This window comes from Acinetobacter sp. GRABPA_MV_2 (genome assembly GCF_056725885.1).
The window spans coordinates 1-15,655 of record NZ_JBWZNA010000005.1 but is presented as its reverse complement, the minus strand read 5'-3'; the positions used below and the strand labels follow the sequence as shown (position 1 = coordinate 15,655).

13 protein-coding genes and 1 pseudogene are annotated in these 15,655 nt (G+C 36.3%); 8 read left to right on the top strand and 6 right to left on the bottom strand.

Features of this window, described 5'->3' with window-relative positions; all coding sequences use genetic code 11:
- The first annotated feature begins 199 nt into the window (after positions 1 to 199).
- Positions 200 to 568 (top strand): hypothetical protein, encoded by a 369-nt coding sequence (locus ACXM0J_RS06125; RefSeq protein ID WP_086264998.1) that lies wholly within the window; start codon positions 200 to 202, stop codon positions 566 to 568.
- A 368-nt stretch (positions 569 to 936) separates the two neighbouring features.
- Positions 937 to 2,166, top strand: coding sequence for a chloramphenicol efflux MFS transporter CraA (gene craA, locus ACXM0J_RS06120; protein WP_068563916.1), 1,230 nt, complete (start codon positions 937 to 939; stop codon positions 2,164 to 2,166).
- Between the two features lie 40 nt (positions 2,167 to 2,206).
- Here the strand turns inward: craA and yccS are convergent, their stop codons facing one another.
- The 4 genes from yccS to ACXM0J_RS06100 all read right to left on the bottom strand — a co-directional run bounded on the left by yccS (position 2,207) and on the right by ACXM0J_RS06100 (position 7,143).
- The gene (yccS, locus tag ACXM0J_RS06115; protein WP_086264997.1) at positions 2,207 to 4,357 is read right to left on the bottom strand and encodes a YccS family putative transporter; all 2,151 of its coding nucleotides are present in this window, start codon (positions 4,355 to 4,357) and stop codon (positions 2,207 to 2,209) included.
- Positions 4,358 to 4,560: 203 nt separating this feature from the next.
- Positions 4,561 to 5,130 carry a superoxide dismutase family protein gene (gene sodC / locus ACXM0J_RS06110; RefSeq protein WP_086265011.1) on the bottom strand — a complete coding sequence of 190 codons (570 nt, stop codon included), beginning with the start codon at positions 5,128 to 5,130 and terminating at the stop codon, positions 4,561 to 4,563.
- 125 nt (positions 5,131 to 5,255) lie between these two features.
- Positions 5,256 to 6,374 carry an AI-2E family transporter gene (locus ACXM0J_RS06105; protein ID WP_086264996.1) on the bottom strand — a complete coding sequence of 373 codons (1,119 nt, stop codon included), beginning with the start codon at positions 6,372 to 6,374 and terminating at the stop codon, positions 5,256 to 5,258.
- A 124-nt stretch (positions 6,375 to 6,498) separates the two neighbouring features.
- Positions 6,499 to 7,143: a ParA family protein gene (locus ACXM0J_RS06100; protein ID WP_005804567.1), complete on the bottom strand. Its 645-nt coding sequence runs from the start codon at positions 7,141 to 7,143 to the stop codon at positions 6,499 to 6,501.
- A 158-nt stretch (positions 7,144 to 7,301) separates the two neighbouring features.
- Between ACXM0J_RS06100 and ACXM0J_RS06095 the strand changes: the two genes are divergently transcribed.
- A complete protein-coding gene (locus tag ACXM0J_RS06095) occupies positions 7,302 to 7,769 on the top strand; it encodes a Holliday junction resolvase-like protein (protein ID WP_046811866.1) in 468 nt (155 codons plus the stop codon).
- A 139-nt stretch (positions 7,770 to 7,908) separates the two neighbouring features.
- Complete coding sequence (locus ACXM0J_RS06090; protein ID WP_046811865.1) at positions 7,909 to 8,472, top strand: hypothetical protein; 564 nt, start codon at positions 7,909 to 7,911, stop codon at positions 8,470 to 8,472.
- 52 nt (positions 8,473 to 8,524) lie between these two features.
- Here ACXM0J_RS06090 and ACXM0J_RS06085 read toward each other — a convergent pair whose 3' ends face one another.
- Together ACXM0J_RS06085 and ACXM0J_RS06080 are read right to left on the bottom strand one after the other, a co-directional pair.
- The gene (locus ACXM0J_RS06085) at positions 8,525 to 9,055 is read right to left on the bottom strand and encodes a hypothetical protein (RefSeq protein WP_005078420.1); all 531 of its coding nucleotides are present in this window, start codon (positions 9,053 to 9,055) and stop codon (positions 8,525 to 8,527) included.
- A 26-nt stretch (positions 9,056 to 9,081) separates the two neighbouring features.
- Positions 9,082 to 9,870 carry a class I SAM-dependent methyltransferase gene (locus tag ACXM0J_RS06080; protein WP_086264995.1) on the bottom strand — a complete coding sequence of 263 codons (789 nt, stop codon included), beginning with the start codon at positions 9,868 to 9,870 and terminating at the stop codon, positions 9,082 to 9,084.
- Between the two features lie 127 nt (positions 9,871 to 9,997).
- On the opposite strand from ACXM0J_RS06080, the gene ACXM0J_RS06075 reads away from it, so the two are divergent.
- The 4 genes and pseudogenes from ACXM0J_RS06075 to ACXM0J_RS06060 form a co-directional block, all read left to right on the top strand.
- Positions 9,998 to 11,275: a hypothetical protein gene (locus tag ACXM0J_RS06075; protein WP_086264994.1), complete on the top strand. Its 1,278-nt coding sequence runs from the start codon at positions 9,998 to 10,000 to the stop codon at positions 11,273 to 11,275.
- A 413-nt stretch (positions 11,276 to 11,688) separates the two neighbouring features.
- Complete coding sequence (locus ACXM0J_RS06070) at positions 11,689 to 13,122, top strand: amino acid permease (RefSeq protein ID WP_017481699.1); 1,434 nt, start codon at positions 11,689 to 11,691, stop codon at positions 13,120 to 13,122.
- Positions 13,123 to 14,157: 1,035 nt separating this feature from the next.
- On the top strand, positions 14,158 to 15,429 hold the full coding sequence (locus ACXM0J_RS06065) for a Glu/Leu/Phe/Val family dehydrogenase (RefSeq protein WP_086264993.1): 1,272 nt from the start codon (positions 14,158 to 14,160) through the stop codon (positions 15,427 to 15,429).
- Positions 15,430 to 15,565: 136 nt separating this feature from the next.
- Positions 15,566 to 15,655, top strand: a pseudogene (locus ACXM0J_RS06060) (aminotransferase class III-fold pyridoxal phosphate-dependent enzyme); the annotation flags it as partial.

The window sequence follows — 15,655 nt, the reverse complement described above, 5'->3', positions numbered from 1 at the left end:
CTCTATGAGATTTACTGTTGTAGAAAAATGCATGAATAGGAAAAATATTGTTGATAAAAAATCAATAATTATTATTGGATTTCTATTTAAAATTAATCTATCTAATTAATATCAATAAATTTATGCCTATTTACAAAGCTCAAAAGGAAAAAGTGGCCTATTATCTTTAGCATTAATTTTGAGTAAATAGAGGGGAAGAGTGATGAAAAAGAATGGTTTGTTGATTATTTTCAGCCTAAGTATATTAACTGCTTGTGCTCCACCTCAAAATTCTTCTGCTCAACTCGCTGATAGTCCTATACAGGCTGTATTGCTCGATCAACCTGATCTTTTAAATAATGCAAGCAATTTAGATATTTCACAGCAAATGAATGCTTCGGATGATCCTTCCAATGCGCAAGTTACTATTTTGCAAACAGAGCCTAGTCCAGATGCTGTGTCGAAAACACGTACTGAATATTTATTAAAAAGAGATCAGCAAATCTGGAAAATTGTGAATAAAAAGCAAAGCTATCAATGTACAAAAGGAGAGGAAACTACAGATTTTCAAGTTAATCCTTGCCCATGATGCTTAATTTTTCATCGAATATGTGGATAACTTTGAGTTTGTGCACAACCACAATTTGCATGCCTTTTTGTGCAAAAAACTGAAATTTAAGCTTCTTAAAATTGCATGATTGCTGATCAATTTAAAAAGTGCTATTGTTGCGCTCGGCAATTGTGCCAATTGGTAAAAATTACCGAATCTCACGTCATATATTTTTTCTCGTTTTAGACACCTTGTGAATACGGTGTTTCACACTCTAAACATGCACTCTCACGGCATATAAAAACTTAACTAAAGATTGATTGACCATACATGTCATCGTCATGACTACATCTTATTTTATAGGTAGTCCTACAGACATATGGCCGCTATTTTGAAGTGTACAACTCATGAAAAATATTCAAACGACAACGTTGAACCGTACAACGTTGATGTTTCCTTTGGCCTTAGTGCTATTTGAATTTGCGGTTTATATTGGTAATGACCTGATTCAGCCCGCCATGTTGGCAATTACTGAGGACTTTGGTGTAAGTGCAACTTGGGCACCGTCTTCGATGTCATTTTATTTGTTAGGTGGCGCATCTGTCGCATGGTTACTTGGTCCTTTGTCGGACCGTCTCGGACGTAAAAAAGTACTATTAGCAGGAGTTTTATTCTTTGCTCTATGCTGTTTTTTAATTTTACTTACGACGCAAATCGAGCAATTTCTAGCTTTAAGATTTTTGCAGGGAATTGGCTTAACCGTAATTTCAGCAGTTGGATATGCGGCTATTCAAGAAAGTTTTGCTGAACGTGATGCGATTAAAGTCATGGCACTCATGGCCAATATCTCATTGCTTGCGCCCTTGCTAGGACCTGTACTTGGCGCTTTCTTAATTGATTATGTGTCATGGCACTGGGGCTTTGTCGCCATCGCTGTATTGGCATTACTCAGTTGGATCGGGTTGAAAAAACAGATGCCGAGCCAGCAAGTCAGTGTAACCAAGCAACCTTTTAGTTATCTTTTTGATGATTTTAAAAAGGTGTTTACCAACCGCCGTTTTTTAGGTTTAAGCCTTGCATTACCTTTAGTGGGTATGCCTTTAATGCTATGGATTGCTTTGTCTCCAATCATTTTAGTAGATGAGTTAAAACTCACCAGTGTGCAATATGGCTTAGCTCAATTCCCTGTGTTTTTGGGTTTGATTGTAGGCAACATTGTCTTAATCAAAATTATTGATCGTTTGTCCTTAGGTAAAACCGTCATGATGGGTTTACCGATTATGCTCACTGGTACACTTATTTTAATATTAGGTGTGGTGTGGCAAACCTATCTCATACCTTGTTTGCTTACAGGCATGACATTGATTTGTTTTGGTGAGGGGATTAGTTTCTCGGTCTTGTATCGTTTTGCACTCATGTCATCTGAGGTCTCAAAAGGAACTGTTGCAGCAGCAGTTTCAATGTTACTGATGATGAGTTTCTTTGCAATGATTGAGCTTGTACGTTATCTCTATACACAATTTCATTTATGGGCTTTTGCATTGTCTGCATTTACCTTTATTGCTCTTTGGTTTAGCCAACCGCGAAGTGCTTTGAAGCAGGAAATGCAAGAAAGACTGCAACAAGGCAACAATTAAATAAAAAATACCGGAAGTGATATTCCGGTATTTTTTTATTCTACTTAATCTCTTGTTCTAAAAGTTTGTCTTTAAGTGTTAATAGTTCTGGTAAGGTTTCTAGCAATAAACTGATTTGTTTTAACACGAGTGTGTAATTCTCTGAAAAGTGCTCATGAGTAGTTAGGCTTTGAATTTGTGCTAAGGTCTGCTCAAGGAAATTGAAATCAATATAAGCTGGATCAAAGAAGCTCTGTTTAAGAATTTGCTGACAATCCAGTAAGAGTTGTAATACCTGTTGATCATCAATTTTTTGTCGTTGGCTTCCTAACGCTGCTACGTAACTCAGTTGACTGTGACTATAAACCAAATAACGGAAAGCATAATGGATGAGTTGAGGGTTCGGGTTGGGTTCAGCGCTTAGGCTCGAAATCATGTTGGATAGCTCAATTTGAGCGTTATGCGCAGCACGACGAATTCGGCGGTACTCTATATCCTGATTTTTGCCATATTGATATTGCTCAACAATCACATTGAAATAATCTAAGGTCGCTTTGCTGCTTTTATTAATATTGTTGGGGATGTTCCGGAAGTTCCAATCGGGCCAAATAAAGTTTACGGCAAGCCATGCAATAAAGCAGCCTAATAAGGTATCTATCAGTCGAGGCAAAATAATACTGTAGCCAGCGCCTTTTAAGTTGAAAATTAATAGCACCATAAGGGTAGCCATGAGCGTAGCCAAAGCATATTTCTTTTGACGTAAGTAAAAAAAGCAGACTCCACAAATAATTGTAATGATGAGCTGGCCTTCAATACTCGGTACAAAATATAAAATAGGTATTCCTAATAAAACACCGAGTAAGGTACCAATCGTTCTTAATTTAAGACGACTTTTAGTCGCAAAATAAGTAATCTGACAGACAAACAAACTGGTGAGTAAAATCCAGTAACCATGCTGCGCAAAGGGTAACAGTGAAATTGCATAACCTGCGGCGAAAACCACAGCAATTCGTATGGCATGCCTAAACAGCGCTGACTGTGGCGTAAGTTGTTGCCGAAGTTTTAAGATAAGATCTGAAAATCCTTGAATATCATCATCAAGTAAATTTAAGTGTTCTTGTCTTGTTTGAGTGTTATTTTCAGGAACAGGTTGGGCATATTGCAGTTGTTCAAACTGTTCATGCATTCCTTTTAAATTATCAAAAATAAGTTTTAAATTTTTAACTTCAAAATTTTGTGGATGTTGTTGTATCCAATCTTTTAAAGAACTTTCCAAATGTCCCAATACTTTCTGACTTTCTTGCGAAGGCTGATATGGCTGGTTATATAAAATACATTGAGCTAAGTCTTGGCATGCTTGTGCTTGTAGGCGCAGATTTTTTTGGAAACGGAAAATAAGATCACTACGGCTAAAATTCTGTTGAATATGTTCGTAATGTAAATAATTTGAAGTGGCTTGCTCGTGAATATCTCGTGCGAAAAAATATAGGTTTAGCCAATAGATGCTTTTATTACTGACTCTGGAAGCTTTAAGCCGAGTAAGTAGTGAACTGCGTATTTGATTGAGGCTTTGGGCAACTTGCGTATTTTGTAGCGATAATTCATATAAAAGCTGTTCAACATTCTCTTTATTGTCCGGATCAAACAAACGAGCTTTTGCTTGTAGTAGAACAGAAATTTCTTTAAAAATTTGTGAGAGCTTATCTTGTAAGGGGAGTGTCGGTTTAATAATAAAAAATAAAATAGAAGTTAAACCGTACCAGAGAGCACCATAAACAAAATAAGTAGGTTGTTGATACCAATGTGTATATTCGCCTAAACCGAACATACTATAAATAGAGAGCAAAATAGTGCCAAAAGAAATCGTGGCATAACGTTGCCCTAAGGCGCCTAGTAAAATAAAAAAAGCGCTTGAGATAGAGAGATATAAAATAAAGAAAATTTTGTAAGGTGCTAAAAAGCCGAGAATGCTACTGACTGTAAAAAAGAGCAGGCAGACATAAACCAAGTTGCGTAATCGAATACTTAAACGATCATCAAAGTCTGTTAATGCTGCTGCAATTGCGCCTAAGGTCACGGGAACAATAAGTTGATTATAGCCCAGCCACAGCAAACCTAAAGTTGTGCCAGTGAGTACAATCAGAATTTGCAGGCAATAAATTAAAATAGAGTTTGTCTTAAAGCTATTAAATATTTGGGTCAGATAATTCACGGCTTTTGTTCTAAATTAGAGAATACGTGAGAAAGCAGTATGTAACTTTAAATTTTTATTACTTCAAAAATATTATTCTTTTTATCTACAAAAGTCAGTCATTTTTTAAGATTTTATTAGACTTAAACCAAGGTGTAACGATCAATAAATTAACAAAATTGTGGATATCTTTTTAGATACCCACAATTTGAAAAACACATAAATTATTTAATCACACCACACGCAATTCGTGCTCCGCCACCGCCAAGAGGTTGAGGTGAGTCTGAATAATTGTCGCCACCAGCGTGGATCATAATAGCTCGACCTTGAATATCAGCAAGTTTCAATCGAGGGGCGATTACGGCAGTTGTTGCAACACCTGTATTATCGACAACTAAAACAGGTAGATCGCCTAAATGGCCAGTGGTTGGAGTACCATGATGAGGGGCTTGGTTCGGGTTATAGTGGCTACCCGCAGCTAAAGCAGCGCCAGGTTTTCCATCTTTTACAGCAGGTGCACAAGAAGCGTTTTCATGAATATGGAAACCACGAGTACCACTTGGTAAGTCAGCAAGAGCAGGGGTAATAATTAAACCTTTGTCGCTATCTTGAAGGCTAATCGTACCTATTTTTTTGCCAATACCGTTAGCTGTCACTTCATTTACGTCGACCACTTTTTTAGTATGCATTGAGGTTAATGCTTGAGCTGTGTCAGATACAGTTTTAGTTACCGAACTACAGCCAACGGTAAAAAGGGCTGTAAGCACACAAACTGCGCTAATTTTATTAAACATCTGCATGATTGGATGTCCTTATAAATATATATGATCGTTTGATTCAAACAAACAGAGGTCTGACCTACAAGTTAATTTAAATAGTTAATTTGTATCTAGAAACATTTTTAAATTAAATCACTATGTCACTCTTTGTCATTGGACGATTCACTTTCAGAGTCATAAATCATAGTCGTTTTTGGCATAGGTTCAGGTTCAATCGTTTCATGTAACCATTCACGCCAAATTGCCAGTAAAATAGCCAAAATTACAGGACCAATAAATAAACCGACCAAGCCGAAACTCGCAATACCACCTAATACACCAAACATAATTAATAAGAACGGAATTTTGGTGGCGCCAGAAATGACGAGTGGTCTAATCACATTATCTGAGCTACTGACAATCACCACGCCCCAAACGACAACGCCAATAGCTTCCATGGTTTGTCCTTGAGAGAACAACCATAAACCTACGCCTAAATAGGAAATTGGGGTACCAAATGGAATTAAAGCCAATAAGAACGTAGCAATAGTGAGTACCATAGGGTTTGGTACACCTGCTACGAAGTAACTTAATCCAGCTAAAACGGCTTGAGCAATTGCAGTTAAACCTACGCCATAGACTACTGCACGAGTTGTCTCGGAAATCGTATCAAGATAGTGATGAATACGAGGGCCAATGACCATTTCTAAAGCTTTACTCACTTGAGACAAAATCATTTGACCATCACGGTAGAAGAAAAATAGGCTAAATACGGCAAAGCCAAGTTTGACAATATTTTTGCTAATCTCACCGAGCAGTACACGGCCATAACTTAAATGACTTTGTACCCAAGCTGCGATATTTTGAATGGTGCTATTAGGATCGTTGTTTAACTCATTAAGTGTACGAGAAATTTCTTTTCCTACAAAAGGAAGCTCGCGTATAAAATCTGGAATGCTTAAATGGCCCGAAAAAACCTGACGTTGTAAGTCAAAATATAAGTTGCGTCCTTCATGCTGCAAAATGAAAATAGCACATGTAAACGGTACACCAACAACCAAAATGACCAGACTAATCATTAGAGTTGCATTTAAAGTATTACGGGTTTCTCCAAAAAAGCGCTGAATTCTTAAATAAATAGGCCAAGTCATATATGCAATGATGGCAGCCCAAAGTACAGGAACAATAAAGTATTTCAGGATATTAAATCCTAAAAAAATCAAAATAAAAAACAGCCCAAACAATAAAACGCGCTGTAAATTAGGAGCGTATGGATGCACGAACAATATTTCTCTAATTTTCTATGTAGAATAAAGTCATATTAACTGAAAAATAACCTGAGGCAAATTTTAAGGTCACAATGTAAAAAACCTTATACATGCAGTTGTAGAGGCTAAAACTCCCTTAAAACCATTCAGCTTTATCTTCAATTAACTTGTTTAGAACAGGTTGCCATTGATTTTGGATACTAATAAAGTTCTTTTGCGGTTTATCAAAAATGCTTAAACCCTGCATTGCTAAGCTGCCATACGCAGTGCGTTCAGCAATCCATGCAACAGGTTCCTGTTCAATTTTTTCAAAGAACTGTTGGATATCTTTTGAACTTGCACTGTTTGGTTTTACACGATTTGCAAGAAGTAAAATCTGAACTTTACCTTTACGAATACGTTTAATGTCTTGTAAATGCTTTAAAAAACGACGAGTACTGTCTATATCAAAAAATGAAGGTTGAAGTGGAGTAATAATGGCATGCGCTTCACTAATAAGCTGTTCAGCATGCTCACCTGACAGAGCACCAGGCGCATCAATAATTAAATAGTCCAGATTTTTGGGTGCATCACCAATTGATTTTTCATGACGCCAGTCTAGGCTTTGAATCGTTGCAACAGTATCAGGGCGCTGTTTTAACCATTGTAAGGCCGATTTTTGATTGTCCGAATCTGCTAATGCTACTTTATATCCTTTTTGTGCCAATGCCGTTGCTAACGTAATGGCTGTCATGGTTTTTCCGCATCCGCCCTTTTGATTTGCAATAAGTATCGTTTTCATAAATCCAATTATTTTCAGCAGCACATTTGTTTATGTTTTATACCTTAGCATCTTTTTGTGAGAAGTAGATGACTGCATTTGACAAAAGTTTAAGCTGTTTCGTTATTTTAGATATGATTAGAGCTGTAATCTTAATTCGCGCTTTTTAAGGAAAATTTATGTCTGTATGGCTTGCCATGCTTATTGGTGCTGGCATTGGTATTATCATCACTACTATTATTTTATCAAATACACGTAATGGACGAATTAAGGCTGAATATGAGCAATATATTGCTGAACTTGAACTAGAGCATCAACAGGCGCTTACTCAAGCACAAAAGAGAAGTGTAAATACAAGTCGTGCGGTGTTGAAAGGAAAAATGGCAGAACAATTTGCTCCCGTTTTACCTGAATTTCAGTATTTACCAAGTGATGCAAAATTCATGGGCGATCCGGTGGACTATATTATTTTTGATGGATATACCGATTTCCGCGATGGCGATGGTACGGCAGAAGACATCAATATTATTTTGCTTGATGTAAAAAGTGGTGGAGCTAGACTTACGAAAGGTCAACAAGCAATTGCCCAAGCTGTTCAACAAGGTAAGGTTCGTTTCGAAACGTTGAGAATAGATTTCGAAGATTAACAAGCTGTTTAATTCAGCACAAAAATAGACGAAATTGATCTGTATTGTTACTAAATTTCGATATTTTTTTCATCGCTTAAAGCTATTATAAATTGAAGATCTAATCACTTTGATCTAGCAATATTTGAGGTGTAACACGATGAAAAAACAAAGTTTGATGATGGGCTTACTCGCCGTGATTGGCATGAGTTCAACATTTGCATCGACCTCAAGTGAATATAATATTGCCAATGGTTTGAGCCCGATAGAAAAAGATCAATCTATTTCTGTATTACAACCTTTTCAAGGAAATTTCAGAATCTTGGGTTCAAAAGTTTATCAAAATGATGAACAAGCTAAGTTTTCTCCTATCGACTATGCAGTAAGTTGGGGATTGTTTGCAAAGCCTGAGATCGCACGTCATATTTCAGTGAAACAATATGACCGTTATTTAAACTGGAAAATTCCTAAATTACCTGTTCCAGCAGAGCAAGCGATGCAAATGGTATCTAACATGCACATCATTCCTGCAAATCCTGAAATTGCTCAGCAGATTAAACAGGTTAAACGTGGTGATTTAGTTTATCTAAAAGGTGACCTTGTCGAGATTAAGGACAAAAATTTAGTTTGGAAATCCTCACTTACGCCGACTGATACGGGTGATGGTGCATGTGAGTTATTCCGCGTTCAGGCAATTCATTGGGTTGAAAAGCAAAATATATAATTTATAAAAAAGCCTTCATAAGTTTGAAGGCTTTTTTATAACCAATACATTGCTATTTCTGTTGCGATGCTTTCCAATATTTTAATTGATTTTGCGCTTGTAAATAGTCGGCAAGATCATTGATCTGTTCATCTTTATTGGCTTGCTTATCACTCAAGTGTTTTTCTTGGTTTTCCCAATATTGATAAAGTAGACCCTGAATGTAACGACCTTGCTCAGTTTTTAAATCTAAATCTTTTAACATGGTCAGAGAAGAGCGCACATTATCAAGAGTACGCTGTTGCTCAAACTCTGTAGTGAGGGTTCCAGCTTCATGCATTTTTGCTAATTCACTTTCCATCTCGTCACTCATTTCTGTAAAGCGACGATCATAATCCTCTAACAGCGCAATATCGTGTGCATCATCAGCAGTGGCAGGGAAGGTCTTAACAGGTCTTTCATTTAGTTTTTCTAAAACCTGATCGGTAGATGAGGTGGCAGAAGGTTGCTCCGTCTTAGCAGGCTCATCCGCTTTTTTACAAGCAGTCAGAAATAGGCTAGAGCAAAGCAAAGACATTAATATGATTTGAGGTGTTTTCTTCATAACTTTCAACCAAACCTATTCACTAATTATTTAACGGGTAACGTACTTTTTTGAAAGTGATATGCATACGTAACATATGGAAAATCAATCTGATCTTGAGGACCTAATCCAGTAAAATCATAAACAATTTTTTCAAACAGTGCTTTGAGTTGTAATTGATCTTTTTCAGTCATTGCAGCAATAAAGCTCGTAGAGAGTAAACGTTTACTTACGACTTGTTCGACAGAACCGTGTTGTGACTGCGTGAATGTTTGTAGGCTATCAAATAGGAATAAATCTTGTTGTTCAAATACGCGTTTCCACTTTTCACTATGATAACGAGGTGTGTCACCTTCAAGTGGGAGTAGGAAGTCAGCTAAAGCTTTGACCCAATCTGTACGTTCGTCTCGTTGATTCCAAACTAGCCCTAAATGTCCTTCTGGTTTTAATACTCTATGCATTTCTGTTAGGGTATCGAGGTTGTCAAACCAGTGAAAAGATTGCGCACAAATAATGGCATCAATTTTATGATCTTCTACAGGAATTGAATGGCTAAAAGCCTGTAATGTTTTGATATCAGGATAAACTTGTTGAAGCTGCTGTAACATCTCGCCAATTGGTTCAACTGCAATAACATCTGCATGTGTTTGTTTTAAGTAGGGTAAGAATTTGCCAGTACCTGATCCAAGATCAATAACAGTAGAGTTTTCCTGTATTTGTAGGCAATTTTGCAGCCAACTTACTATTTCTGCGGGATAATTGGGTCTAACTTGCTGATATAGTTCAGCAGCTGAACTGAAGCCTTTTTGAGCGGCAGGATGTAAGGATTGTGTCATATTTTGCGCTTTTTAATCTGACTGGCATCTATAAAATAAGATACTCCGCAATCATAAATTGGCAAAACACCTATTTTGTTTCATTTTTGACGTTGTATGTGGGAGTAAATTTTCTTTCGGTGTGAGCATGGATAAGCAAATTATTTTTGAAGACGAACACATTAGAGCCATTTTTTTACCAGGCGATTCTAATACATTGGTTCTCTCTTTTGGCGATTTGATTACCCGAGCGAGTGGCTTATCTATCAATGCTGAAAAGTCTCTAATTAAATACCAATATAATGTTATTGGGGTAATGCCAAAACAAAAATCATGGTTTCCTCAAGCAAGCATGATTGAGCTGGCACAAGCAATTTCGCCTATTCTAGAAGGCTTTAAAAATATTGTGGGTTATGGCGGTTCAATGGGCGGCTATGCGGCAATCAAATATTCTAATTTATTGAATATGAACCGTGTGATTGCATTTGTGCCTCAATATTCAATTGATCCAGAGCATGTTGAAGACCGACGTTACGCTGAGTTTTTTGATGCTATAGCAAATAAAGACATGCAGATTCAGCCACAAGATGTCGATGCAGTGCGTGAATACATTATTGTTTATGACCCATATTTCTCGATTGACCGTGAACATTACTTAAAAATAAAAGAGCTGTTACCAAGCTTACATACGATTCATTTGCCATTTACTGGTCATGAAGCATTGTCTGTATTGGCTAGTTCAAGTTTATTACATGATTTTATTGAACATGATTTCAATGAAATCTATTTTTATCAGCAAGTTCGTAAGGTCAAAAAACAAAGTAAGTTTTACTTCCGTAATGTACTTGCGCATGTTCTTACTCATCATGATGAAATGTTGTTAAAAATATTGCGTCAAAATGATTTTCAGTTAGATGAACGTTATTTTGATAACCCACTTAAACAGGCTATTACACGTAGTCTGATAAAAACAAATCAAGCAACTGAGTTGGACTTTCAAAAGCTCGGTATTAAAGTGCAGCGAATTCAAGAAGATGCAAATTATAAAGAAGGCTTGCAGACTAGCTTTGGTTTAATTTTGGTATTTAACCTCATCAATTCAAAGTTTGAAAGTTATACAGTAGATACTCTACTGGCGAATAAATCTTATTTGGTTCCAATTGTGGCTGAGCAAACTGGTGTAGTGCACATTGAATTAAATAATGAAATTTATTTGTTAGCGATGAATGATCGTAAGATTATTAAATTGTTCAAGCGTGAAGAGCCCTTAACATCGGATATGAGTCCGTTTGTAATCAAAAAATATTCGGATTCTTTAGCGATTAGCTATAAGCAATTAAATTTATCTTGTGATGAACAAGGGCTGTGTGAATTTACGGAAGGTTCAATTCAATCTACCGAACAGTTGAGCACCATCAGCTATTAAAGCTTTATAGTGTTTAAATAAAGCTCAGACCTTTAGGTTTGGGCTTTATTTTTTGCTTAAAAAATATTTTTTTATAAACTTATTTGTATATTATTTTAAAACTCATTATTTAAATAAATAGTAGGTTTGTTATATAGTGCTCTGCTGTATTTAAAGTAGGCATAACCAGTAATATATATAAATACTATGTTTAAAGATAAATGGGTTTTTCTACTACATAAATTATAGAAATAATATGAGATTAATTAAAATACAGATATAGCTATAAAAAAATATAACTAAATGTTTTTTCTATGTATTTTATTTTTACATGAAGAGCTTGGTTAAAATAAGTTCACTATTCAAAGATAATTGCATATTTATTTTTTTCTCCTAAAATGATTTTTTACTAAATTGTCGTTACAGTTTTTTATATGCAATCATTAAATTATCGGAATAATGATGCATCGCAACATGGAAGTTCTGCACCTTTGAAACGAGCAATGAGTACTCGACATTTGGTGATGATCTCCCTTGGCGGTGCCATAGGTACAGGTCTTTTTTTAGGGTCTGGTGATGTAATTTCCCAAGCAGGCCCAATTGGCGCAATTATTTCTTATTTTTTGGGCGGTTTAATTGCCTATACCGTGATGTTATGCCTTGGTGAACTTGCGGTTCATGTGCCGGAATCAGGTTCTTTTGGTGAATACGCACGTCGTTATATTGGTCCGGGTACGGGCTATATGATTACTTGGCTCTATTGGTTAACTTGGACTGCAACTTTAGGGACTGAGTTTACTGCAGCGGCTTTATTGGTGCAGGAGTGGTTTCCATCTACCTCGGTATGGGCTTGGACTCTTTTTTTTGGTGCCTTAGTTTTTTTCCTTAATATCAGTTCAACTCGATTATTTGCCGAATCTGAATTCTGGTTGGCACTCGTTAAAGTTATTACAATCATCTGTTTTATTGGTTTGGGTCTACTGGCAATTTTTGGTTTTATTCCTTACCACGGACATGAAACAGCGCCATTATTTAGTAACCTGACTGCCCACGGTTGGTTCCCAAACGGTCTCTTCCCAATTTTTGCCACTATGCTTATTGTTAACTTTGCTTTTTCGGGCACAGAATTAATTGGGGTAGCGGCGGGGGAAGCTGAGAATCCAGCACAGACAGTTCCTAAAGCAATCAATGCGGCTATTTGGCGGTTACTAATTTTCTTTGTTGGTACAATTGTGGTGATTAGTTCATTACTGCCGTTCCAACTTGCAGGCCTTAGTGCAAATGAAGTAAGTAATAGTCCTTTTGTGACGGTATTTAACTATATTGGTATTCCATATGCAGAAGATATTATCCGCTTTGTAATTATTACGGCTTTACTTTCTGCTGCAAATTCTGGTTTGTTTGCTGCTTCACGTATGATGTGGTCGCTTTCGGCGAAAAATCAGTTACCAAAAATATTTTCTAAATTAACTCCTTCTGGAACACCGATTGTTGCCATTACTGTAACTATGTTTGGTGCAATTCCTGGATTGCTTTCAGAACAATTCGCACCAGAAACAATTTTTAAGAATCTATTGGGGGTTGCAGCTTTTACGATGGTTGTGGTTTGGATTGCGATTTGTATTTCGCAGTTTAACTTCCGTAGACAGTGGTATAAGTCAGGAAAAACAGCAAAAGATTTGCGTTTCGCGGCACCTCTTTTCCCTCTTACCCCAATTGTGGGTGGGTTGTTCTGTCTCGTTACCTGCATCAGTATGGTCTTTGACCCATCCATGCAAGTTGGTTTTATCTGTTGTATTGTTTTTATACTTCTATGCTATGCAAGCTACTTCATTTTTTATCGAAAGAAAGATCTGGTGCAGAGCTGAGCTTTCTAGAGTCTAAAGAATGTTTTTTTAAAGGTCCCGTAAGGGGCCTTTTTTGTGTCTTACTGGAAGTTAAAAAAGAAGGAATTTATATATTTTTTTTTAAAATGAAGTTTTATTTTTAATCATGAAAACAAATATTGTTTTGTAAAATTACCATTTATCGGATTCTTATTAATATTTATTTATTATTAATATTTGATTAAGTCTATGTTTAGCTTGGTTATTTGATAAAGAGGTTTTTGAGATTTTATGAAATATGAATTAGAAATGGACTTATTATAGATTTAATGTAGAGAGGGTATAGTTTTTTGACAATTTTACGAAGGCGATTAATTTTTAAATTGTTGTTATTTATGGTTTTAATTTTTTGTATTTTTTTAAATTATGATTTTATGTTTTCTATAAAAATTTTTTATTAAAGTTAAGCTTTTTTTAATATTTGTTGTTTTTTTATTATAAGGATTAGTGCGATTTGATTATTTTTTCTCTGCTTATTTATTTTAAAATGTTCTAAATGAGTGTGCTCTATGCTATATTTATTGGAAGATTTTATAGCTATGTTCCGGCTTAATTTTAAGCGGTATGTGTAGAGATAATTAATCTGTAGCATTATTGAACAATGTTTATTTTTAAAAAGACTAATGGAGGGATCTATCGATTAGTCAAAATAATTTTTATGGACATATGATTTTTTTATAAATCATCGTTCTTTTTAACTCCCAAACGGTTATGCCATTTCTTTTGTATTTATATTTCAGCCGACTGGATTAAGTGGGTTGTGGTTAAACTTTGCTTTTATAAAGATAGCTTTATAAACAGTAAGTTAAATGAAAGAAAGCTTGTAAAAGATATCGATATATAAAAGTAGATCATACTTTTAGTATCAACAAATGGAATTTAAAAAACCTAATGCTTTAGAAGAGCAGAAGGTTTAGTAAATAAACTAAGACTTTGTTATTGCAAGGTTTTAGTTGCTGAATAATAAAGACTACGGATTTATCAAATCTGAGTCTATGAAGGTATATAGGAAAAAAGATGTCAGATCTTTCATACGTAAACGAACATAGCGATGCATGGCAAACTTACTTGGCACAAATTGACCGTGTAGCGCCATATTTAGAACACTTAGCTGATTATATCGATACTTTAAAACGTCCTAAGCGTGCGCTTATTGTTGACGTGCCAATCGTGATGGATGACGGTTCGATCCAGCACTTTGAAGGCTACCGTGTACAACACAACTTGTCTCGTGGTCCGGGTAAAGGCGGTGTTCGTTACCATCCAAATGTTGATTTGAATGAAGTAATGGCATTGTCTGCATGGATGACAATTAAAACTGCTGTTTTGAACTTGCCATTTGGCGGTGCAAAAGGTGGTATCCGTGTTGATCCACGTAAATTATCAACTCGTGAATTAGAGCGTTTGACTCGTCGTTATACGACTGAAATTGGTCATATTATTGGGCCTCAAAAAGATATCCCTGCTCCAGACGTTGGTACGAATGCCAATATCATGGGTTGGATGATGGATACTTATTCTACTAGCCAAGGTCACACTGTAACTGGTGTTGTAACTGGTAAACCAGTTCACTTAGGCGGTTCTTTAGGTCGTGTGAAAGCAACTGGTCGTGGCGTATTCGTTACAGGTCGTGAAGTAGCAGCAAAAATTAATTTACCAATTGAAGGCGCGAAAGTTGCTATTCAAGGTTTTGGTAACGTAGGTAGTGAAGCAGCTTTCTTATTTGTTGAATCAAAAGCGAAAGTTACGCACGTTCAAGATCACACTGGCACAATTTTCAATGCTGATGGTATTGATCTTGAAGCATTACGTGATCACGTAAATGCAAACCAAGGTGTTGGTGGCTTTGCTGGCGCGCAATCAATTGCTGACGAAGATTTCTGGACAGCTGACGTTGACATTATTGTTCCAGCTGCACTAGAAGGCCAAATCACTGTTGAACGTGCTCAAAAACTTAAAGCTAAGTTGATTTTAGAAGGCGCAAACGGCCCGACATATCCTAAAGCTGAAGATGTATTAGTTGAGCGTGGCATTGTTGTAGTTCCTGACGTGGTATGTAACGCCGGCGGTGTAACTGTAAGTTACTTCGAATGGGTTCAAGATATGGCGAGCTACTTCTGGAGCGAAGAAGAAATCAACGAACGTTTAGACAAGTTGATGGTTCAAGCTATGGATGATGTTTGGAATACAGCGAACAGCAACGCTTGTACTTTACGTACAGCAGCTTACATCTTGGCATGTGAGCGTATCTTAAAAGCTCGTAAAGAACGCGGTATTTTCCCAGGCTAATCTGCGGAAATTACTTTTAGAAAAAGTGGTTTGAGCAAATATAAAGGATGTTATAGGGTTTATTTGTTCATTCCCTTTTTCTGAATTATTTAAATTTAAGTGTTATCGAATATATTAAATAAATACTGAGGTAAGCATGGAACAGCCAATTTCTGTAACTCGAAGCAACTTTAACGACTGGATGGTTCCAGTTTTTGCACCGGCAAATTTCATTCCGGTACGTGGT

What these genes read in the sequence shown, in the direction of transcription:
- craA (WP_068563916.1), top strand. Translation starts at nt 937, where the DNA reads ATGAAAAATATTCAAACGACAACGTTGAACCGTACAACGTTGATGTTT.
- sodC (WP_086265011.1), bottom strand. Translation starts at nt 5,130, where the DNA reads ATGTTTAATAAAATTAGCGCAGTTTGTGTGCTTACAGCCCTTTTTACC.
- ACXM0J_RS06100 (WP_005804567.1), bottom strand. Translation starts at nt 7,143, where the DNA reads ATGAAAACGATACTTATTGCAAATCAAAAGGGCGGATGCGGAAAAACC.
- ACXM0J_RS06095 (WP_046811866.1), top strand. Translation starts at nt 7,302, where the DNA reads ATGTCTGTATGGCTTGCCATGCTTATTGGTGCTGGCATTGGTATTATC.
- ACXM0J_RS06090 (WP_046811865.1), top strand. Translation starts at nt 7,909, where the DNA reads ATGAAAAAACAAAGTTTGATGATGGGCTTACTCGCCGTGATTGGCATG.
- ACXM0J_RS06085 (WP_005078420.1), bottom strand. Translation starts at nt 9,055, where the DNA reads ATGAAGAAAACACCTCAAATCATATTAATGTCTTTGCTTTGCTCTAGC.
- ACXM0J_RS06080 (WP_086264995.1), bottom strand. Translation starts at nt 9,870, where the DNA reads ATGACACAATCCTTACATCCTGCCGCTCAAAAAGGCTTCAGTTCAGCT.
- ACXM0J_RS06075 (WP_086264994.1), top strand. Translation starts at nt 9,998, where the DNA reads ATGGATAAGCAAATTATTTTTGAAGACGAACACATTAGAGCCATTTTT.
- ACXM0J_RS06070 (WP_017481699.1), top strand. Translation starts at nt 11,689, where the DNA reads ATGCAATCATTAAATTATCGGAATAATGATGCATCGCAACATGGAAGT.
- ACXM0J_RS06065 (WP_086264993.1), top strand. Translation starts at nt 14,158, where the DNA reads ATGTCAGATCTTTCATACGTAAACGAACATAGCGATGCATGGCAAACT.